The following is a 17,962-nucleotide window of genomic DNA, read 5'->3' as shown; positions in this document are numbered from 1 at the left end:
CGCATGTTGATCCCACGGCGGGTCAAGCACCGCAAGCAGCACCACCCGAGCCGTTCGGGTGCCGCCAAGGGCGGTACCCAGGTGACCTTCGGTGACTACGGCATCCAGGCTCTCGAGCCTGCCTACATCACCAACCGGCAGATCGAGTCCGCTCGTATCGCCATGACTCGGCACATCAAGCGTGGCGGCAAGATCTGGATCAACATCTTCCCGGATCGCCCCCTCACGAAGAAGCCGGCCGAAACCCGAATGGGTTCCGGTAAGGGTTCGCCCGAGTGGTGGATTGCCAACGTCAAGCCCGGACGCGTTCTGTTCGAGATGACATACCCCAACGAGGAGATTGCTCGTGAGGCCCTGCGCCGCGCGATGCACAAGCTCCCGTGCAAGTGCCGGATCGTGACCAGAGAGGAGCAGTTCTGATGGCTACTGGAACCCCAGCAGCAGAGCTCCGCGAGCTCAGTGAAGACGAGCTGGTCACCCGGCTCCGTGAGTCGAAGGAAGAGCTTTTCAACCTTCGTTTCCAGATGGCTACCGGCCAGATGGACAACAACCGACGACTGCGCACCGTTCGTCACGAGATCGCGCGCATCTACACCGTCCTGCGTGAGCGTGAGCTCGGACTCGCTGTGGGTCCGGATGCAGGTGACGCGGCATGAGTGAGGAAAAAGCAGTGAGCACAGAAGAGCGCGCGAGCCGTAAGGTCCGTGTCGGATACGTCGTGTCCGACAAGATGGAAAAGACGATCGTGGTCGAGCTCGAAGACCGCGTCAAGCACAAGCTCTACGGCAAGATCATCCGCCGTACGACCAAGGTGAAGGCGCACGACGAGAACGGCGTTGCCGGCGTCGGCGACCGCGTTCAGCTGATGGAAACCCGTCCGCTGTCCGCGACGAAGCACTGGCGTCTGGTCGAGGTCCTCGAAAAGGCCAAGTAAGCCTGATCGAATCCTCGAGCTGATCGAGTATCACCGAATGGCCCGCTTCCCCTTGGGGGAGTGGGCCATTCGGCTTTCCGGGACTTTCGCAGGCTTTCCGGGGCTTTGCCGGGCTAAGGGTTCGAGTTGCGTCGAGTACGGCTGATTTGGTAATCGGTGAACCCTTCCCTACAATAGAACGGTTGCCTGTGGCAGAGGTGTGTCTTCACGTGCGCAGCTCGAACGGTGCTTGCAGTGATCGTCTCCCGACGTCAGTCGGTGGGACTGCAGCTCAGACACGACGCAGGTGGCAACAATGACCGCGCGCACCGGGTCGGTAATCCGTTGCGCACGAAATTCCAGGTCTAGGGAGATCAAGTGATTCAGCAGGAGTCGCGAGTTCGCGTCGCTGATAACACGGGTGCCAAGGAAATCCTTTGCATCCGCGTTCTCGGCGGTTCGTCACGTCGCTACGCCGGGATCGGTGACGTCATCGTCGCCACCGTCAAGGACGCAATCCCCGGTGGAAACATCAAGAAGGGTGAGGTCGTCAAGGCCGTCATCGTTCGCACGACCAAGGAGCGCCGTCGTCCGGACGGTTCCTACATCAAGTTCGACGAGAACGCTGCAGTGCTCATCAAGGCTGACAGTGATCCCCGTGGAACCCGCATCTTCGGACCCGTCGGCCGTGAGCTGCGCGAGAAGAAGTTCATGAAGATCGTTTCGCTTGCCCCGGAGGTGCTGTGATGAAGGTGCACAAGGGTGACACCGTTCTGGTCATCGCCGGCAAGGACAAGGGCGCGAAGGGCAAGGTCATTCAGGCCTACCCCGCGACCGACAAGGTCCTCGTCGAAGGCGTGAACCGAATCAAGAAGCACACCGCGGTTTCCGCGAACGAGCGCGGAGCATCCTCCGGCGGCATCGTCACGCAGGAAGCCCCGATCCACGTTTCCAACGTTGCAGTCGTCGACTCGGACGGAAACCCCACCCGCGTGGGCTACCGCACCGACGAAGAGTCCGGCAAGCGCGTTCGGATTTCCCGGAAGAACGGGAAGGACATCTGACATGACCTCCACCGAAAACAAGGTCCAGCCGCGCCTCAAGGCACGCTACCGCGCTGAGATCAAGGACGCGCTCAACAGCGAGTTCGACTACTCGAACGTCATGCAGATCCCCGGCGTCGTCAAGGTTGTCGTCAACATGGGCGTCGGCGACGCTGCCCGTGACGCCAAGCTGATCAACGGCGCTGTCCATGACCTGTCGCTGATCACGGGCCAGAAGCCCGAGATCCGCAAGGCACGTAAGTCCATCGCGCAGTTCAAGCTCCGCGAGGGTATGCCCATCGGCGCGCGCGTCACCCTCCGTGGCGACCGCATGTGGGAGTTCCTGGACCGCCTCGTGTCTGTCGCTCTGCCCCGTATCCGCGACTTCCGCGGTCTCTCGGGCAACCAGTTCGACGGCAACGGCAACTACACGTTCGGCCTCAACGAGCAGTCGATGTTCCACGAGATCGACGTGGACAAGATCGATCGCCCCCGCGGTATGGACATCACCGTCGTGACCACCGCAACCAACAACGAAGAAGGCCGTGCACTGCTCAAGCACCTCGGCTTCCCGTTCAAGGAGAACTGAGCGCATGGCTAAGAAGGCATTGGTCAACAAGGCCAACAAGAAGCCCAAGTTCGCGGTTCGCGCCTACACCCGCTGCCAGCGGTGCGGTCGCCCGCACTCGGTGTTCCGCAAGTTCGGCTTGTGCCGTATCTGCGTTCGCGAGATGGCTCACGCAGGCGAGCTTCCCGGAGTTCGCAAGAGCTCTTGGTGATCTGAGGCCCTCGGGCTTCGTCACACCACGCATGTGAATGGGTGTGGGTTCTTTGGAACCCACACCCATTCGTGGTTTCCGTCGAGATGTATGTCGTGCCGATCCTGAAAAGGACTGTCTCGCTGCGACTCTGGTTGAAAGCGATCATCATTCGTCGACGTCGCACTTCGGTCTCGAACGAGCAGTTCGGATTTCGGGGCGCGTCGACACCTGCCCGATCCGCGGCCGCGAGCCGCAGTGGGGGAGGCGACGCGGTATCCCGGTGGACACCTGCGCCAAAGTTCCCTACACTAGAGCGGTTGCCGTGGCTGACGCATGCGTTCAGCTCGGTGCGGTAACTTACGCCGTCTGACACAAGTCGGACGGCCCAGCCGAATTGCTGGAGGCCCACGATCGGATTCGTCCGGTGTTGCATGGGAACCACAGCGAGAAAGGTGTCGAGGTCGACCTATGACCATGACTGACCCCATCGCAGACTTCTTGACGCGTCTGCGCAACGCCAACACGGCGTACCACGATGAGGTGAAGCTTCCCCACTCGAAGATCAAGGCGAACATCGCCGAGATCCTCAAGCGCGAGGGCTACATCTCCGATTTCCGTACCGAAGACGCAGAGGTCGGCAAGACCCTCATCGTCGATCTGAAGTACGGTCCCAGCCGCGAGCGTAGCCTCGCCGGCGTGCGTCGCGTTTCCAAGCCCGGTCTCCGGGTTTACGCGAAGTCCACCAACCTGCCCAAGGTCCTCGGAGGCCTCGGCGTGGCCATCATCTCCACGTCGTCCGGTCTGCTCACCGATCGCCAGGCGGCCAATCAAGGAGTAGGCGGGGAAGTCCTCGCCTACGTCTGGTAAGGGAGGCCACCACAATGTCGCGTATTGGAAAGATTCCGGTCACCGTCCCCGCGGGCGTTGACGTCACGATCAGCGGCCAGGATGTCACCGTCAAGGGTCCCAAGGGCACCCTCGCGCTGACCATCTCCGAGCCCATCGCAATCGAAAAGGCAGAGGACGGCTCGCTGAGCGTCACGCGCCCCGACGACGAGCGTCGTAGCCGCGCGCTGCACGGTCTGTCGCGGACCCTGGTTGCGAACATCATCACCGGTGTCACCGAGGGTTACACGAAGAAGATGGAGATCCACGGTGTTGGTTACCGTGTGGCACTGAAGGGTAAGGACCTCGAGTTCGCGCTCGGCTTCAGCCACCCGGTGCCGATCGAGGCTCCTGAAGGCATCACCTTCGTCGTCGAGTCGCCCACCCGGTTCTCGGTGTCCGGCATCGACAAGCAGAAGGTCGGGCAGATCTCGGCCAACATCCGTCGTCTCCGTCGTCCGGACCCGTACAAGGGTAAGGGCGTGCGTTACGAGGGTGAGCAGATCCGCCGCAAGGTCGGAAAGACGGGTAAGTGATATGAGCCAGACTGCAAACCAGAAAGCCAAGCGGATTCCGCTGGGCAAGGATGCGTCCACCAAGCGTCGTCTCTCGAAGACGCGTCGTCACTTCCGTCTCCGCAAGAAGGTCTCCGGCACGCCCGAGCGTCCCCGCTTGGTCGTCAACCGGTCCTCGCGCCACATCCACGTCCAGCTCGTGGACGACCTGGCCGGCCACACCCTGGCCTCCGCGTCGACCATCGAAGCAGACGTGCGCGTGGCAGAAGGCGACAAGAAGGCTGCGAGCGCGAAGGTCGGTCAGCTGATCGCCGAGCGCGCCAAGGCTGCCGGCGTGGAAGCAGTTGTCTTCGACCACGGCGGACACGGCTACCACGGTCGCATCGCGGCCCTGGCAGACGCGGCTCGCGAAGGCGGGTTGAAGTTCTGATGACCAACATTTTCAACGGAAGGACAGCCTGATGCCGGGACGTCAAAGGCGTGACGGCGGAAGCGGACCCGCCGGACAGAATGGCCCCAACAGCGGTGACAACAGCAACGCTCGTGGGGACAACCGTGGTGGCGGCCGTGACCGTCGCGACGGTGGCCGTGGCGGAAACGCTGCGGAGAAGTCACAGTTCATCGAGCGCGTTGTCACGATCAACCGCGTTTCCAAGGTCGTCAAGGGTGGTCGTCGCTTCAGCTTCACCGCTCTGGTGATCGTCGGAGACGGCAACGGACTGGTCGGCGTCGGCTACGGAAAGGCCAAGGAAGTTCCCGCGGCCATCCAGAAGGGTGTCGAGGAGGCTCGCAAGAGCTTCTTCCGCGTCCCGATGATCGCCAACACCATCACTCACCCCGTTCAGGGTGAGGCTGCTGCCGGCATCGTCATGCTTCGCCCGGCAAGCCCCGGTACCGGTGTTATCGCCGGTGGCGCTGTGCGCGCCGTGCTGGAGTGCGCTGGTATCGCGGACATCCTGTCGAAGTCGCTCGGTAGCGACAACGCCATCAACGTCGTGCATGCGACCGTTGCTGCGCTCAAGGGTCTGCAGCGTCCCGAGGAAGTTGCGGCTCGCCGCGGCCTCACCCTCGAAGAGGTTGCACCCGCCGGCATGCTTCGCGCTCGCGCACAGGCTGCTGGGAGTGTGAAGTAATGGCAGATCTCAAGGTCACTCAGATCAAGAGCATCATCGGGACCAAGCAGAACCAGAAGGATTCTCTGCGCACGCTCGGTCTCAAGGGCATCCGTCAGACCGTTGTTCGTGAGGACAACGCACAGAACCGCGGTCTGATCAACGTGGTGCGCCACCTCGTAACAGTTGAGGAGGTCTAACCATGACCATCAAACTGCACCACCTGCGCCCCGCTCCCGGATCCAAGTCCAACAAGATTCGTGTTGGACGCGGTGAGGGCGGCAAGCGTGGTAAGACCGCAGGTCGCGGTACCAAGGGCACCAAGGCACGTAACACCGTGCGCGTGGGCTTCGAGGGTGGACAGATGCCGCTTCACATGCGTCTGCCCAAGCTCAAGGGCTTCACGAACCCGTTCCGCGTCGAGTACCAGGTCGTCAATGTCGGCGACATCGCCCGTCTGTTCCCCGAAGGTGGAGCAATCACGGTCGAGGATCTCGTCGCCAAGGGCGCAGTCCGCAAGAACCAGCTCGTCAAGGTTCTGGGCGACGGCGAACTGACAGTTGCCGTTCAGGTGACCGTCGACAAGTTCACCGGTTCCGCCAAGGAAAAGATTGCTGCTGCCGGTGGTTCCGCCACCGAGCTGTGAGTGATCACGCGTAGCTAGTCCGATGGCCGCAGCGCAGCGTTTGCTGCGCTGCGGCCATCGGCGTCTACCAGGTCTTGTCACAGATTGGTCGTGCATGCTCGGACGGGCCAGTATTCTGGTCACCGAGTGGCAAATGTATCTTCGGCTTACCCGGTTTTCGTGGTCTGCCCGCCTAGTTCCCAAATGCTCACTGTTAGAGTTCAAAAGTTCGACAGGTCAAAACGATCTGTCTCCCTACCGTCGTGCCAGGAGGATCTTTGCTTTCCGCCTTCGTCTCGGCCCTCAGGACCCCAGACCTGAGGCGGAAGATCCTCTTCACCCTCGGCTTGGTGGCTCTGTATCGGGTCGGCGCTCTCATTCCGTCCCCAGGTGTCGACTACGGCCGTGTGCGTCAGTGCATCGATATCGCCAACTCCGGTGATTCAGCAGGTATCTACTCGCTGATCAACCTGTTCTCCGGCGGCGCTCTGCTGCAGATGTCGATCTTTGCGATCGGCATCATGCCGTACATCACGGCAAGCATCATCGTGCAGCTGCTGACCGTGGTGATCCCGAAGTTCGAGGAACTTCGAAAAGAAGGCCAGTCCGGCCAGGCCAAGATGACGCAGTACACGCGTTACCTGTCCATCGCTCTGGCAATCCTGCAGTCGACCGGCATCGTCGCTCTCGCGGCACGCGGACAGTTGCTCCAGGGCTGTGACGACATCATCGCCGACAAGTCGATCTTCGGCCTTGTCATCATCGTGCTGGTCATGACTGCCGGTGCTGCCATGGTCATGTGGTTCGGCGAGGTCATCACCGAACGCGGCGTCGGCAACGGTATGTCGCTCCTCATCTTCGCCGGTATCGCATCGCGTATCCCGAGCGAGGGCAAGGCGATCCTCGACAGCCGTGGTCCGCTGGTCTTCGCCTTCGTCTGCCTCGCAGCGCTGTTGATCATCGCCGGCGTCGTCTTCGTCGAGCAGGGTCAGCGCCGCATCCCGGTCCAGTACGCAAAGCGGATGGTCGGACGCAAGATGTACGGCGGATCCTCGACGTACCTGCCTCTGAAGGTGAACCAGGCCGGCGTCATCCCGGTGATCTTCGCGTCTTCACTGCTGTACCTCCCGAACTTGATCGCACAGCTGACTTCGGCCAGCACAGCGGTCGACCCCAGTTGGTGGCAGCGCCTCATCAACACCTACCTGGTGAACCCGGCCAACCCGGTGTACATCGCGATCTACTTCGGCCTGATCGTCTTCTTCACGTACTTCTACGTCGCCATCACCTTCAATCCCGAAGAGCGCGCCGACGAGATGAAGAAGTTCGGCGGCTTCATCCCCGGTATCCGACCCGGTCAGCCGACCGCGGACTACCTCAACTACGTGCTGAGTCGCATCACCCTTCCGGGTGCGATTTACCTCGGCACCATTGCTGTTCTGCCCAACCTGTTCCTCGACATCGGGAATGGCGGCGGCGCGCAGAACCTGCCGTTCGGTGGCACCGCGGTGCTGATCATGGTCAGCGTCGGCCTGGACACCGTGAAGCAGATCGAGAGTCAGCTAATGCAGCGTAACTATGAAGGGTTCCTCAAGTGAGACTTGTCCTCCTTGGTCCTCCCGGTGCCGGCAAGGGCACCCAGGCCGCTATCTTGTCCGAGAAGTTCGGCGTTCCCCATATCTCCACGGGTGATCTCTTCCGCGCGAACATCGGTCAGGCCACCGCTCTCGGTGTGGAAGCAAAGAAGTACATCGACGCCGGCGAACTCGTACCGAGCTCGATCACCAACGACATGGTGAAGGCTCGCGTCGCAGAACCGGATGCCGCAAACGGTTTCCTCCTTGACGGATTTCCGCGCTCGGTCGAACAGGCTCAGGCTCTCGAGGGCATCTTGAAGGACCTCGACACCAAGCTCGATGGTGTTCTCTCCTTCGTCGTGGACGAGGACATCGTGGTCGAGCGCATGCTCGCTCGCGGCCGTGCAGACGACACCGAGGACGTCATCCGCAACCGACTCCGGGTCTACCGCGACGAGACGTCACCGCTGTTCGACTATTACAAGGACAGCATCGTCTCCGTCGACGCGATCGGCGAGGTCGAAGAGGTCAACGCTCGCGCACTGGCAGCGTTGGGTAAGTAATGGTCTTCGGGCGTAAACGCAAGGTCGTTCCGTTCCGCTCTGCGGGCGAACTCGACGCGATGGCTGCTGCCGGCGCGATCGTGGGTTCGGCTCTGGTGGCGGTTCGCGCTGCGGCGAAGCCCGGTGTCAGCACTTTGGAATTGAACGCGGTCGCAGAATCCGTCATTCGTGACGCCGGCGCCGTGCCCTCGTTCCTCGGGTACCACGGCTTCACCGGTTCGATCTGCTCTTCGGTCAACGACCGCGTGGTTCACGGGATCCCTTCAGCTCAGGACATCCTGGCTGAAGGCGATCTCGTTTCCATCGACTGCGGTGCGATCCTCGACGGTTGGCACGGTGACTCTGCCTGGACGTTCGGTGTGGGTGAGATCAGCGTCGCCGATCAGGAGCTCAGCGAAGCCACTCGGCTTTCGATGGAAGCCGGGATCGCGGCGATGATCGCCGGCAACCGTCTGACGGATGTTTCGCACGCGATCGAGGTCGGTACTCATGCCGCCGAGAAGTTGCACGGTCGTTCCTACGGCATCGTCGACGGATACGGTGGACATGGAATCGGTCGGGAAATGCACATGGATCCGTTCCTCGCCAATGAAGGTGCCCCGGGTAAGGGTCCTGAACTGGTAGTCGGATCGTGCCTGGCGATCGAGCCGATGCTCACGCTCGGTACCACCGACACGGTGATTCTCGACGACGACTGGACCGTTGTGACGACCGACGGGTCCCGTGCGGCGCACTGGGAACACACTGTCGCTGTGACCGAGGACGGTCCGCGGATTCTGACTCTCCGCCCGGAGTAGTCGACCCCGTCGCTGACAAGTGTTGGCAGCGAGCATGATTCACGTTCGAGAAGTCCCAGCCTCATGTCGAGGCTGGGACTTTTTCGTTGGGGGAGCGGTGTGCGTCGTCGCCCTGACCGGAGGCGCATTTGGCCTGGTCGTTTACATCGCGTAACATGGCTAGGCGGTGCGCTATGCGCGTCGATAGTTCGTGTGCCTACGCCCGGATCGCTCCGGGATCGGGTCCGCGAAGTGCCGACGATCTTTCCATTGCGTGCCAATGTAACGGAAGCCGATGCACGAAGCATGCCAAACCAAACGGATCGCGGAGGATATGGCTAAGAAAGACGGGGCCATCGAGGTCGAAGGACGAGTAGTCGAGCCGCTGCCCAATGCGATGTTCCGCATTGAGCTCGAGAATGGCCACAAGGTCCTCGCCCACATCAGCGGAAAGATGCGTCAGCACTACATTCGCATCCTCCCGGAAGATCGCGTTGTCGTAGAGCTCTCGCCCTACGATTTGTCGCGCGGACGCATCGTTTACCGCTACAAGTAACGAACTTCCCGGACCTGACCTGGGTCAGGGAGAAGTATGTCTGCTGCGGTTCATCGCGGCGGGCTGCGACAAAACAGGAGATCAGAAGACGTGAAGGTTCAGCCGAGCGTCAAGAAGATCTGCGAGAAGTGCAAAGTGATTCGCCGTAACGGTCGAGTCATGGTGATCTGCGAGAACCTGCGTCACAAGCAGCGTCAGGGCTAGATCTAGCTTTTCGAAGATCTGCTTGGCAACAAGCAAAGAAGACCTCCCAGTACCAGCCATTGTTGACGAGACCCCACGCGATCGTTCACCGATCGCCAAGGTCGGACAATGGTTCACCCCCGGCACGGAGGCCGGGGCCCCACTGAGTTAGTTGATGAGATCATCTGCGCCTTACGGCGCCGGTACTCGGCAAGAGGCACAGGGGAAGGGCTGGGAGCAGACCTCCGCACACCGATAAGGAAATGCCACCATGGCACGTCTCTCTGGTGTTGATCTTCCTCGCGAAAAGCGCATGGAGATCGCACTGACATACATCTACGGCATCGGCCGTACCCGCTCCAAGGAAATCCTTGACGCCACCGGCGTCAGCCCGGATCTCCGGAGCAAGGACCTCTCGGACGAGGACCTGGCAAAGCTCCGCGAGTACATCGAGGAGTCGCTCAAGGTCGAGGGTGACCTTCGCCGCGAGGTTCAGGCCGACATCCGTCGCAAGATCGAGATCGGCTGCTACCAGGGCCTGCGCCACCGTCGTGGTCTGCCCGTGCGTGGTCAGCGCACCAAGACCAACGCCCGTACCCGTAAGGGTCCGAAGCGCACCATTGCCGGCAAGAAGAAGGCGAAGTAATGCCCCCGAAGTCACGTAGCACCGGTCCGAAGAAGACCCAGAAGACGCGTCGCAGGGATAAGAAGAACATCCCGCACGGCGCCGCTCACATCAAGAGCACCTTCAACAACACCATCGTGTCCATCACGGACCCCGCCGGAAATGTCATTTCCTGGGCGTCTTCGGGACACGTCGGCTTCAAGGGTTCGCGTAAGTCGACTCCCTTCGCCGCTCAGCTTGCTGCTGAGAGCGCTGCCCGTAAGGCGCAGGAGCACGGTGTCAAGAAGGTTGACGTCTTCGTCAAGGGACCGGGATCCGGTCGCGAGACCGCAATCCGTTCCCTCCAGGCTGCTGGCCTCGAGGTCGGCACCATTTCCGATGTAACCCCCCAGCCGCACAACGGCTGCCGTCCGCCCAAGCGGCGTCGGGTATAGCGGGAAGGATAGGTAGAAGAAAATGGCACGTTATACCGGACCCATCACCCGCAAGTCGCGTCGTCTGCGCGTCGACCTCGTTGGAGGCGACCAGGCATTCGAGCGTCGCCCGTACCCGCCCGGACAGCACGGCCGCGCGCGTATCAAGGAGAGCGAGTACCTGCTCCAGCTGCAGGAGAAGCAGAAGGCTCGCTTCACCTACGGCGTCATGGAGAAGCAGTTCCGCCTGTACTACAAGGAGGCGAACAACCGCCCCGGCAAGACCGGCGAGAACCTGCTTCGCATCCTCGAGTCGCGTCTCGACAACGTCGTGTACCGCGCAGGCCTCGCTCGCACGCGCCGTCAGGCACGTCAGCTGGTCACGCACGGTCACCTTCTCGTGAACAACAAGAAGGTCGACATCCCGAGCTACCGCGTCTCGCAGTACGACATCATCGATGTCAAGGAGAAGTCGCTCTCCACGCTTCCGTTCCAGGTTGCGCGTGAGACCGTCGGCGATCGCCCGGTTCCCGGGTGGCTGCAGGTTGTCGGCTCGCGTCTGCGGATCCTGGTTCACCAGCTTCCCGAGCGCGCGCAGATCGACATCGCTCTGCAGGAACAGCTCATCGTCGAGTACTACTCGAAGTAAGGCGCTTCGCACCCCGTGAGTGGTTGAGGAGTCTCCGGACTCCTCAACCACTCACAGGGCCGCAGGCCCTTTCCCATCGTGGGCGTCAAATAGTGGACGTCCGTACAGGAGGAAATACCAATGCTCATTTCTCAGCGACCCACGCTGACCGAAGAGGTCATCGCTGATAACCGCTCGAAGTTCGTCATCGAGCCCCTGGAGCCAGGTTTCGGGTACACGCTCGGCAATTCGCTGCGCCGCACGCTGCTCTCGTCGATCCCCGGCGCTGCTGTCACCAGCATCCGTATCGACGGCGTTCTCCACGAGTTCACCACCGTCCCGGGAGTGAAGGAAGATGTCACCGACATCATTCTGAACCTCAAGGGCCTCGTCGTGAACTCCGAAGAGGACGAGCCGGTCACCATGTACGTCCGCAAGCAGGGCCCCGGCGCTGTTACTGCAGGCGACATCGTGCCCCCGGCAGGCGTCACCGTGAACAACCCTGATCTGCACATCGCCACCCTGAACGACAAGGGAAAGCTGGAGATCGAGCTCGTTGTCGAGCGCGGTCGCGGCTATGTCCCCGCCGTCCAGAACAAGGCGTCCGGCGCAGAGATCGGCCGTATCCCGGTCGACTCGATCTACTCGCCGGTGCTCAAGGTCACCTACAAGGTGGAGGCCACTCGCGTCGAACAGCGCACCGACTTCGATCGGCTCGTTCTCGACGTGGAAACGAAGAACTCCATCACCGCACGGGACGCGCTCGCTTCGGCGGGCAAGACCCTGGTTGAGCTCTTCGGCCTGGCCCGTGAGCTGAACGTCGAAGCAGAAGGAATCGAGATCGGACCCTCGCCCGCCGAGGCCGATCACATCGCTTCCTTCGGACTCCCCATCGAGGATCTGGACCTCACGGTCCGCTCCTACAACTGCCTCAAGCGCGAAGGTGTTCACACCGTCGGTGAGCTTGTCGGCCGTACCGAGTCCGATCTGCTCGACATCCGCAACTTCGGACAGAAGTCCATCGACGAGGTCAAGGTCAAGCTGCATTCGCTCGGCCTGTCCCTCAAGGACAGCCCCGCATCCTTCGATCCCACCACCGTTGCCGGCTACGACGCCGCCACCGGAACGTGGAGTGACACTGATGCCGGTTCCTTCGGCGATGCCGAGGGTACCGAGGACTACGCCGAGACCGAACAGCTGTAGCAGCTCAGGTCCTTTACTAGGAGATCATCATGCCCAAGCCCAAGAAGGGTGCCCGCTTCGGCGGGTCGGCTTCCCACCAGAAGGCGATTTTCGCCAATCTGGCTACCGCGCTCTTCGAGCACGGTCGCATCACCACCACCGAGTCCAAGGCCAAGGCACTGCGCCCCTACGCCGAGAAGCTCGTCACGCACGCGAAGGCCGGCACGCTGGCTCACCGTCGTGAGGTGCTGAAGGTCATCCGTAACAAGGATGTCGTTCACACCCTCTTCGCCGAGATCGGCCCGTTCTACGCGGACCGTAACGGTGGATACACCCGCATCATCAAGACGATCCCCCGCAAGGGCGACAACGCTCCGATGGCAATCATCGAGCTCGTCAAGGAAAAGACCGTCACCTCCGAGGCTGACCGCGCACGTCGCGTCAAGGCTTCGCAGGACGCTCCCGCCGCAGAGAACGTCGTCGAGGCCGTAGAGGCCGACGCGACCGACGCTGAGGTCGAGAACGCTGACGCAGTCGTCGAGGCCATCGAGGACGAGACCGCAACTGCGGCCGACGCTCCCGAGGCCGAAGAGGCCAAGAAGGACTAGTCTCCCTTGGTTTCGGCACACGCTGAATCGAACGAGCCCGCCGCCCCCATCGGGGACGGCGGGCTCGTTCGATTGCGGCTCGACATCTCGTACGACGGCACCGACTTCTCGGGTTGGGCCCGCCAGACCGATCTGCGCACTGTGTGCGGCGAGATCGAAGACAAGCTGGGAACGGTACTACGGCAACCGGTTCAGCTGACTGTTGCCGGTCGGACCGACGCCGGTGTCCACGCCACGGGTCAGGTAGCGCACGTCGACGTCCCGGGCGAGTTGCTCCCGGACGACCCGTCGCGACTCGTGCGCAGGCTTGCGCGCTTCCTGCCCAAGGACGTTCGGGTCAAAGAGATCTCGGTGGTTCCCGGTGAGTTCGACGCGCGCTTCTCGGCGATGCGACGCTACTACGAGTACCGGGTGACCAACGCGGCATTCGGAGTGGAGCCCCTGCGCGCACGCGATACGGTGTCGTACCCCAAACCACTCGATCTCGGAGCGATGCAGGAAGCGTCGACTCGGCTTCTCGGCCTCCACAACTTCGCGGCATTCTGCAAGCGTCGTGAAGGTGCGACCACGGTGCGGGAGTTGCAACGTTTCGACTGGGCGCAGGAGGGCACGGTGTTCACGGCGTACGTGAACGCCGATGCGTTCTGCTGGTCGATGGTCCGGAGTCTTGTAGGGGCAGTCCTCTCGGTCGGTGAGGGGCGGCGCACCGCCGACTGGGTGGCAGGGTTGCTCGACGAAACTTCGCGATCAAGTTCCATCCTCGTTGCGCCGGCGCACGGACTTTCGTTGGTTCGCGTGGACTACCCCGACTACTCGGAACTGGCCGCCCGCAACGCGATTACTCGTGAAACCCGCGAGATTCCGTCTTCGGGTGGATGCTGCGGCGACTGACGACCACTATGCAAAATGCCCTCCCACTTTGTGTGGGAGGGCATTTCACGTGAGCGCCTAACCGGCCAGTTGGCGCGCGATGACCAGCCGCTGAATCTGGTTGGTGCCCTCGAAGATCTGCGTGATCTTGGCTTCGCGCATGTAGCGCTCGACGGGGAAGTCCTGGGTGTAGCCGTACCCACCGAATACCTGCACGGCGTCGGTGGTGACCTTCATGGCCGCGTCGGTGGCAACGAGCTTGGCGACGCTGGCGTTGCGCGAATACGGAACTCCGGTGTCGCGGCGGCGGGCTGCGTCGAGGTAGGTGGCCCGAGCGGAGTCGACTGCGGCAGCCATGTCCGCGAGCACGAATCCGAGTCCCTGGTGATCGATGATCCGCTTGCCGAAAGCCTTGCGCTCCTTCGCGTAGGCGACCGCGTCGTCGAGTGCGCCCTGAGCGATTCCGACGGCAACGGCGGCGATTCCGAGTCGGCCGGAGTCGAGAGCGCTGAAGGCGATCGGCAGCCCCTGGCCGCGCTGACCGATCAGCCGCTCGTCAGGGATGAAGGCATCGTCGTAATTCGCGGATGCGGTGGGGACCGCGCGTAGTCCCATCTTCTCTTCGGGCTTACCGAAGCTGAGGCCCTCGGTGTCCTTGTCCACCAGGAGGCAGGAGATGCCACGTGAGCCGTCGTCACTGGTGCGGGCGAAGAGGTTGTAGAAGTCTGCCTTGCCGCCGTTGGTGATCCACGCCTTCGAGCCGTTGACGCGGTAGCCGCCGTCGGTGGGCGTCGCCTTGCACGACAATGCGGCGGCGTCGGACCCGGCCTGCGCTTCGGAGAGGCTGTACGCGCCGATGGTGTTGCCGCCCAGCATGTCCGGGAGCCAGCGGTTCTTCTGTTCGTCGGTGCCGAAGGTGAACAGCGGGAAGCACGACAGACTGTGGACACTGACCGCCACTGCAACCGCTGCCCAGCGCGAGGCGATTTCTTCGAGGACTTGGAGGTAGACCTCGTAAGGCTGATCGCCGCCGCCGAACTCCTCGGGATACGGAAGGCTCAGTAGTCCTGCCTGTCCGAGTGCGGGGAACACGCCGTCTGGGTACTTCTCGGCTTTTTCGTATTCGTTGACCTTGGGCGCGAGTACCTTGTCCGCGACATCACGCGTCAGTTCGATGAGATCGCGAGCTTCTTGGCTGGGCATGAGGCGTTCGACGGGCACGGTCGGCTCCTAGCTAGACGGTAGTACTGTGAACGATACTGCAGTACTGTTTTCAGTATGGCAAGGGTGGCTCACAAGACGACTGCGCGCAGGGCTGAACTGTTCGACCAAATGGTCGAGCTGTTCTTGAGTGAGGGTTTCGCCCACTTCACGCTCGACGAGATCGCAGCCCGATTGCATTGCTCCAAGAGCACCTTGTACACCGTGGCAGCGGGAAAAGAGGATCTGGTGCGGGCCGTCACGGTTCACTTCTTCCGTGCGGCGACCGATGCGGTGGAGAGTGCCGTGACCGCAGAAGCGACACCCACTCGTCGAGTGGCGGTCTATCTCGAAGCAGTCGGCGATCGCTTGTCCGCGGCGTCCAGTCAATTCATGGAAGACCTGGCCGAATCGGCGTCGGCGAGCCAGGTTTACGAGAAGAACACTTCAATTGCTGCTGATCGTGTGCGAGCGCTCATCGTCGAGGGCGTGGATTCGGGCGCATTCCGGCAGGTACACGCATCATTTGTGGCCGATGCCGCCGCGGCGACGATGGTTCGGATCCAGCAACGAGCGGTCTACCGGGCAACAGGACTGGACGATGCCAGCGCCTATAGGGAATTGGCCGCACTCATCACGGATGGGATCACTGCGTGACCAGTCGCTAGCATCGACGTTCATGGCACCTTTGAACGTCGAAGTCATCGTAGGTTCGGTCCGTGAGGGGCGAATAGGACGCGCAGTGGCGGATTGGTTTGTCGAGGAAGCAACCGCGCATCCGTCGTGGAACGTGTCGGTGATCGATCTCGAGGAGTTGTCGTTGCCCCAGGACTTCTCGGACTCACCTGTTACGGAGGATTTCCGCACGCGAATCGGGCGCGCCGACGCGGTTGTTGCCGTGACCTCGGAATACAACCACGGGTATCCGGCCGCTCTGAAGACCGCATTCGACTCCGTGAAACACGAGTGGCGGGCCAAGCCGATCGGTTTCGTGTCCTACGGCGGGATTTCAGGTGGTGTTCGGGCCGTCGAACAGCTGAGGCAAGTGGTGGCGGAGCTGCACATGGTCTCGGTGCGTCAATGCGTAACCATTCATCGGGTACGTAAGCAATTCGGACACCAGCCGTTCGACGTCGATTCGATCGCGATCGATGCACGCGAGAAGATGATTCGTGAATTGCATTGGTGGGGGAGCGGATTGCGGACGTTGCGTGCGAGTGACCCCTACCCCGGCTGATCGGAACCGGCACGATCACGCCATCTGGTGAGCGTCGCCGGCTCGTGGACGGCCGATGAACGAGGTCTCGGAAGCAATGGTCACCAGAGTCAGTTCAACGCGCGTGCGGCCGGTTTCGACCGTGATCTTGTCACCGAGTGCGAATGGCTGAACTATCGAGATTTCAGGGTCGATCCGAGGCCATTGGCGGGGATGTCCGTATACGTAGATCGCGGTCACGCCCGCACGCGGAGGTAGGCCCACGACGCCGTCGAAGAGGACGGTGTCGAAGGCTCCCTCAGATCCTCCACCCTGCCCGGACACTCGGAGTCGGTCAGGCACTCCCATGGAGTCGGTGAGCGGGGTCCAGGCGTCCGGTCGATCGGTGTGGACGAGTACTCGTGCGCCGGTCGCAATGGCTCGAAAGATCAACTGTTGAGCCAGATAGAGTTCGCCTGCGACAAAAACGGTGTTGACGCCGGGTCCCGAGATTCTTGCCGTGACGCCGTGCCCGTTTCGGTCCGAGCCGATGAGCTGGCCGCAGCCGGCCAGGGGCAGAGCGAGTGAGTCGAGTCTGCCGCCGTCCATACGGATGTGCGGCGTGATCGGATCCAGCGCGGTCAGTGCGGTCGGCAAGTTGGTCAGCAATCCGTCGCGCTGGCGCCCACGTAGCGAGACCAAACCGGCCAGCGGTGCGTTCTCAGGTGGATTGCGTGTGGTGAAGCGACAGGTCGCACTGACCTTCGCCCTTCCGCGTTCGCCGGTCGGGCGCAACCGAATTGTCACGGACGTCCCGACCGTTGCCACGGCCCATACCTGAGTCAGGGTCGCGGCTGTGATGAAGAGGGGTTCGATCCCGTATCCGACGTTGGACACGCCGGGCAAGGAGGTACTTCGCCACGTTTCGGTGACCTCGTGGCTGGCGACTCCTCTTGTCACCTGGGCCGTGGACGATGCGATCTCCGGTGCGGTCAGGATCCGCGCCTTGCATCCCGTTGAATCGAGCACCCGGATGACACGATTTGCGGCAACAGCGATCGCGCGGCCCGCGCCCTGTTCGCCCCCGCCTCGGCGTTCGACTGCTGCACCACCCTCCAAAGCGTCGAAACGTAGAGCAAGCCAGACACTTCTGGTGGCGGTGGCCGGTAGTGGTCCGATGAGACGTTCGTAGACTTCGGTGGCCGGCGTTCCCGATGCGGCGCGGTATCCGTGACTGACAATGTCGATGCCGGTCAGTGAAATGTCGTGCTGATAAAGACAATTGGCGAGGGCTGCCGTGGGAAGAAGGTGGGAAGCGTCGAACGAATGACGCCCGATTCTGGTCAGGTAGTCGCGTGGGGGAGCGATCTCGACGACAGCGACGAGTGAAGATCCCTCCACTCGGAGCCCGATCGACTGCTCGGAGGGGGAGTGAAAACTGACGATCGTGCCGCCGCCGACGTCCTTGTGGCGCAGAAAGCGAAAGTACTTGACAATCCAGGACATTACCGACCAACCGCCCACATGAAGCAGCATTGATCCGGCAACCATACAACCGATTGCCAGCGCCCAGAGCCAATCCAGCCCACTGGCCATCGCGATTCCGCCCGCACCGATTCCGAGAATCTGTGCCGACACGAATTCGTGCGTCGAAATCCTGTGCGACGACGGCCAATGCCTCAACCGCGATCGGTCCACGGTTCCTCCCCGATACCTGACCTGCGAACTACCC

At 62.0% G+C, this 17,962-nt stretch carries 28 protein-coding genes; 26 read left to right on the top strand and 2 right to left on the bottom strand.

The features are described from left to right. Window positions 1-3 precede the first annotated feature (3 nt). The 24 genes from rplP (at window position 4) to truA (ending at window position 13,856) form a co-directional block, all read left to right on the top strand. Window positions 4-420 (top strand): 50S ribosomal protein L16, encoded by a 417-nt coding sequence (gene rplP, locus ABWI03_RS15415; RefSeq protein WP_003940899.1) that lies wholly within the window; start codon window positions 4-6, stop codon window positions 418-420. Then, the gene (gene rpmC / locus ABWI03_RS15410) at window positions 420-656 is read left to right on the top strand and encodes a 50S ribosomal protein L29 (protein WP_003940734.1); all 237 of its coding nucleotides are present in this window, start codon (window positions 420-422) and stop codon (window positions 654-656) included. The genes rplP and rpmC overlap by 1 nt, the downstream gene beginning before the upstream one ends. Further along, window positions 653-934, top strand: coding sequence for a 30S ribosomal protein S17 (gene rpsQ, locus ABWI03_RS15405; RefSeq protein ID WP_003941020.1), 282 nt, complete (start codon window positions 653-655; stop codon window positions 932-934). The genes rpmC and rpsQ overlap by 4 nt, the downstream gene beginning before the upstream one ends. Before the next feature lie 357 nt (window positions 935-1,291). Then, complete coding sequence (rplN, locus tag ABWI03_RS15400; RefSeq protein ID WP_003940951.1) at window positions 1,292-1,660, top strand: 50S ribosomal protein L14; 369 nt, start codon at window positions 1,292-1,294, stop codon at window positions 1,658-1,660. Next, on the top strand, window positions 1,660-1,977 hold the full coding sequence (rplX, locus tag ABWI03_RS15395; RefSeq protein ID WP_003941019.1) for a 50S ribosomal protein L24: 318 nt from the start codon (window positions 1,660-1,662) through the stop codon (window positions 1,975-1,977). The genes rplN and rplX overlap by 1 nt, the downstream gene beginning before the upstream one ends. A 1-nt stretch (window position 1,978) precedes the next feature. Next, a complete protein-coding gene (gene rplE / locus ABWI03_RS15390) occupies window positions 1,979-2,545 on the top strand; it encodes a 50S ribosomal protein L5 (protein WP_003940924.1) in 567 nt (188 codons plus the stop codon). 4 nt (window positions 2,546-2,549) lie between these two features. Then, window positions 2,550-2,735 carry a type Z 30S ribosomal protein S14 gene (locus ABWI03_RS15385; RefSeq protein WP_003940698.1) on the top strand — a complete coding sequence of 62 codons (186 nt, stop codon included), beginning with the start codon at window positions 2,550-2,552 and terminating at the stop codon, window positions 2,733-2,735. 450 nt (window positions 2,736-3,185) lie between these two features. Then, window positions 3,186-3,584, top strand: coding sequence for a 30S ribosomal protein S8 (gene rpsH, locus ABWI03_RS15380; RefSeq protein ID WP_003940873.1), 399 nt, complete (start codon window positions 3,186-3,188; stop codon window positions 3,582-3,584). Window positions 3,585-3,598: 14 nt separating this feature from the next. Beyond that, a complete protein-coding gene (gene rplF, locus ABWI03_RS15375) occupies window positions 3,599-4,138 on the top strand; it encodes a 50S ribosomal protein L6 (RefSeq protein ID WP_003940970.1) in 540 nt (179 codons plus the stop codon). A gap of 1 nt (window position 4,139) precedes the next feature. Next, window positions 4,140-4,547, top strand: coding sequence for a 50S ribosomal protein L18 (gene rplR / locus ABWI03_RS15370; RefSeq protein ID WP_003940996.1), 408 nt, complete (start codon window positions 4,140-4,142; stop codon window positions 4,545-4,547). A gap of 31 nt (window positions 4,548-4,578) precedes the next feature. After that, window positions 4,579-5,250, top strand: a complete 672-nt coding sequence (rpsE, locus tag ABWI03_RS15365; protein ID WP_003940718.1) for a 30S ribosomal protein S5 — start codon at window positions 4,579-4,581, stop codon at window positions 5,248-5,250. After that, window positions 5,250-5,429 carry a 50S ribosomal protein L30 gene (rpmD, locus tag ABWI03_RS15360; protein ID WP_003940751.1) on the top strand — a complete coding sequence of 60 codons (180 nt, stop codon included), beginning with the start codon at window positions 5,250-5,252 and terminating at the stop codon, window positions 5,427-5,429. The genes rpsE and rpmD overlap by 1 nt, the downstream gene beginning before the upstream one ends. 2 nt (window positions 5,430-5,431) lie before the next feature. After that, entirely contained in the window at window positions 5,432-5,875 is a 444-nt protein-coding gene (gene rplO / locus ABWI03_RS15355; RefSeq protein ID WP_003940829.1) for a 50S ribosomal protein L15, read from the top strand. A gap of 257 nt (window positions 5,876-6,132) precedes the next feature. Further along, window positions 6,133-7,452, top strand: coding sequence for a preprotein translocase subunit SecY (gene secY, locus ABWI03_RS15350; RefSeq protein ID WP_003940773.1), 1,320 nt, complete (start codon window positions 6,133-6,135; stop codon window positions 7,450-7,452). Next, window positions 7,449-7,994, top strand: a complete 546-nt coding sequence (locus ABWI03_RS15345) for an adenylate kinase (RefSeq protein WP_003940868.1) — start codon at window positions 7,449-7,451, stop codon at window positions 7,992-7,994. The genes secY and ABWI03_RS15345 overlap by 4 nt, the downstream gene beginning before the upstream one ends. Then, window positions 7,994-8,791, top strand: a complete 798-nt coding sequence (gene map, locus ABWI03_RS15340; protein WP_003940806.1) for a type I methionyl aminopeptidase — start codon at window positions 7,994-7,996, stop codon at window positions 8,789-8,791. Before ABWI03_RS15345 ends, map begins: the two co-directional genes overlap by 1 nt. Window positions 8,792-9,104: 313 nt before the next feature. After that, window positions 9,105-9,326: a translation initiation factor IF-1 gene (gene infA, locus ABWI03_RS15335; RefSeq protein ID WP_003418601.1), complete on the top strand. Its 222-nt coding sequence runs from the start codon at window positions 9,105-9,107 to the stop codon at window positions 9,324-9,326. Window positions 9,327-9,416: 90 nt separating this feature from the next. After that, window positions 9,417-9,530: a 50S ribosomal protein L36 gene (gene rpmJ, locus ABWI03_RS15330; RefSeq protein WP_003938068.1), complete on the top strand. Its 114-nt coding sequence runs from the start codon at window positions 9,417-9,419 to the stop codon at window positions 9,528-9,530. Window positions 9,531-9,780: 250 nt separating this feature from the next. After that, a complete protein-coding gene (rpsM, locus tag ABWI03_RS15325; RefSeq protein ID WP_003940834.1) occupies window positions 9,781-10,155 on the top strand; it encodes a 30S ribosomal protein S13 in 375 nt (124 codons plus the stop codon). Further along, window positions 10,155-10,568, top strand: coding sequence for a 30S ribosomal protein S11 (gene rpsK, locus ABWI03_RS15320; RefSeq protein ID WP_003940683.1), 414 nt, complete (start codon window positions 10,155-10,157; stop codon window positions 10,566-10,568). Before rpsM ends, rpsK begins: the two co-directional genes overlap by 1 nt. 22 nt (window positions 10,569-10,590) lie before the next feature. Beyond that, entirely contained in the window at window positions 10,591-11,196 is a 606-nt protein-coding gene (rpsD, locus tag ABWI03_RS15315; protein ID WP_003940769.1) for a 30S ribosomal protein S4, read from the top strand. Window positions 11,197-11,316: 120 nt separating this feature from the next. Continuing rightward, the gene (locus ABWI03_RS15310; RefSeq protein WP_003941016.1) at window positions 11,317-12,378 is read left to right on the top strand and encodes a DNA-directed RNA polymerase subunit alpha; all 1,062 of its coding nucleotides are present in this window, start codon (window positions 11,317-11,319) and stop codon (window positions 12,376-12,378) included. A gap of 29 nt (window positions 12,379-12,407) precedes the next feature. Then, window positions 12,408-12,965, top strand: a complete 558-nt coding sequence (gene rplQ, locus ABWI03_RS15305; RefSeq protein WP_095968898.1) for a 50S ribosomal protein L17 — start codon at window positions 12,408-12,410, stop codon at window positions 12,963-12,965. Between the two features lie 6 nt (window positions 12,966-12,971). Beyond that, window positions 12,972-13,856 (top strand): tRNA pseudouridine(38-40) synthase TruA, encoded by an 885-nt coding sequence (truA, locus tag ABWI03_RS15300; RefSeq protein ID WP_095968899.1) that lies wholly within the window; start codon window positions 12,972-12,974, stop codon window positions 13,854-13,856. Window positions 13,857-13,913: 57 nt separating this feature from the next. On the opposite strand, the gene ABWI03_RS15295 is transcribed toward truA, so the two are convergent. After that, on the bottom strand, window positions 13,914-15,056 hold the full coding sequence (locus ABWI03_RS15295) for an acyl-CoA dehydrogenase family protein (protein ID WP_298778677.1): 1,143 nt from the start codon (window positions 15,054-15,056) through the stop codon (window positions 13,914-13,916). Between the two features lie 57 nt (window positions 15,057-15,113). Here ABWI03_RS15295 and ABWI03_RS15290 point away from each other — a divergent pair, with 57 nt between their 5' ends. Then, window positions 15,114-15,692 carry a TetR/AcrR family transcriptional regulator gene (locus ABWI03_RS15290; protein ID WP_095968901.1) on the top strand — a complete coding sequence of 193 codons (579 nt, stop codon included), beginning with the start codon at window positions 15,114-15,116 and terminating at the stop codon, window positions 15,690-15,692. A 22-nt stretch (window positions 15,693-15,714) separates the two neighbouring features. Continuing rightward, the gene (locus ABWI03_RS15285) at window positions 15,715-16,272 is read left to right on the top strand and encodes an NADPH-dependent FMN reductase (protein WP_298778673.1); all 558 of its coding nucleotides are present in this window, start codon (window positions 15,715-15,717) and stop codon (window positions 16,270-16,272) included. A 15-nt stretch (window positions 16,273-16,287) separates the two neighbouring features. Here ABWI03_RS15285 and eccE read toward each other — a convergent pair whose 3' ends face one another. Beyond that, a complete protein-coding gene (eccE, locus tag ABWI03_RS15280; RefSeq protein ID WP_298778670.1) occupies window positions 16,288-17,928 on the bottom strand; it encodes a type VII secretion protein EccE in 1,641 nt (546 codons plus the stop codon). Between the last annotated feature and the right edge of the window lie 34 nt (window positions 17,929-17,962).

The organism is Rhodococcus baikonurensis (assembly GCF_040489275.1).
Classification (GTDB): domain Bacteria; phylum Actinomycetota; class Actinomycetes; order Mycobacteriales; family Mycobacteriaceae; genus Rhodococcus_F; species Rhodococcus_F baikonurensis.
Note: the sequence above shows the minus strand (reverse complement) of the source record. Positions and strands in the feature narration are given on the sequence as shown.

Bases quoted from the DNA above. Each gene is read 5' to 3' on its own strand.
- rplP (WP_003940899.1), top strand. From the start codon at position 4: ATGTTGATCCCACGGCGGGTCAAGCACCGCAAGCAGCACCACCCGAGC.
- rpmC (WP_003940734.1), top strand. From the start codon at position 420: ATGGCTACTGGAACCCCAGCAGCAGAGCTCCGCGAGCTCAGTGAAGAC.
- rpsQ (WP_003941020.1), top strand. From the start codon at position 653: ATGAGTGAGGAAAAAGCAGTGAGCACAGAAGAGCGCGCGAGCCGTAAG.
- rplX (WP_003941019.1), top strand. From the start codon at position 1,660: ATGAAGGTGCACAAGGGTGACACCGTTCTGGTCATCGCCGGCAAGGAC.
- rplE (WP_003940924.1), top strand. From the start codon at position 1,979: ATGACCTCCACCGAAAACAAGGTCCAGCCGCGCCTCAAGGCACGCTAC.
- ABWI03_RS15385 (WP_003940698.1), top strand. From the start codon at position 2,550: ATGGCTAAGAAGGCATTGGTCAACAAGGCCAACAAGAAGCCCAAGTTC.
- rpsH (WP_003940873.1), top strand. From the start codon at position 3,186: ATGACCATGACTGACCCCATCGCAGACTTCTTGACGCGTCTGCGCAAC.
- rplF (WP_003940970.1), top strand. From the start codon at position 3,599: ATGTCGCGTATTGGAAAGATTCCGGTCACCGTCCCCGCGGGCGTTGAC.
- rplR (WP_003940996.1), top strand. From the start codon at position 4,140: ATGAGCCAGACTGCAAACCAGAAAGCCAAGCGGATTCCGCTGGGCAAG.
- rpsE (WP_003940718.1), top strand. From the start codon at position 4,579: ATGCCGGGACGTCAAAGGCGTGACGGCGGAAGCGGACCCGCCGGACAG.
- rpmD (WP_003940751.1), top strand. From the start codon at position 5,250: ATGGCAGATCTCAAGGTCACTCAGATCAAGAGCATCATCGGGACCAAG.
- rplO (WP_003940829.1), top strand. From the start codon at position 5,432: ATGACCATCAAACTGCACCACCTGCGCCCCGCTCCCGGATCCAAGTCC.
- map (WP_003940806.1), top strand. From the start codon at position 7,994: ATGGTCTTCGGGCGTAAACGCAAGGTCGTTCCGTTCCGCTCTGCGGGC.
- infA (WP_003418601.1), top strand. From the start codon at position 9,105: ATGGCTAAGAAAGACGGGGCCATCGAGGTCGAAGGACGAGTAGTCGAG.
- rpsM (WP_003940834.1), top strand. From the start codon at position 9,781: ATGGCACGTCTCTCTGGTGTTGATCTTCCTCGCGAAAAGCGCATGGAG.
- rpsK (WP_003940683.1), top strand. From the start codon at position 10,155: ATGCCCCCGAAGTCACGTAGCACCGGTCCGAAGAAGACCCAGAAGACG.
- rpsD (WP_003940769.1), top strand. From the start codon at position 10,591: ATGGCACGTTATACCGGACCCATCACCCGCAAGTCGCGTCGTCTGCGC.
- ABWI03_RS15310 (WP_003941016.1), top strand. From the start codon at position 11,317: ATGCTCATTTCTCAGCGACCCACGCTGACCGAAGAGGTCATCGCTGAT.
- rplQ (WP_095968898.1), top strand. From the start codon at position 12,408: ATGCCCAAGCCCAAGAAGGGTGCCCGCTTCGGCGGGTCGGCTTCCCAC.
- ABWI03_RS15290 (WP_095968901.1), top strand. From the start codon at position 15,114: ATGGCAAGGGTGGCTCACAAGACGACTGCGCGCAGGGCTGAACTGTTC.
- ABWI03_RS15285 (WP_298778673.1), top strand. From the start codon at position 15,715: ATGGCACCTTTGAACGTCGAAGTCATCGTAGGTTCGGTCCGTGAGGGG.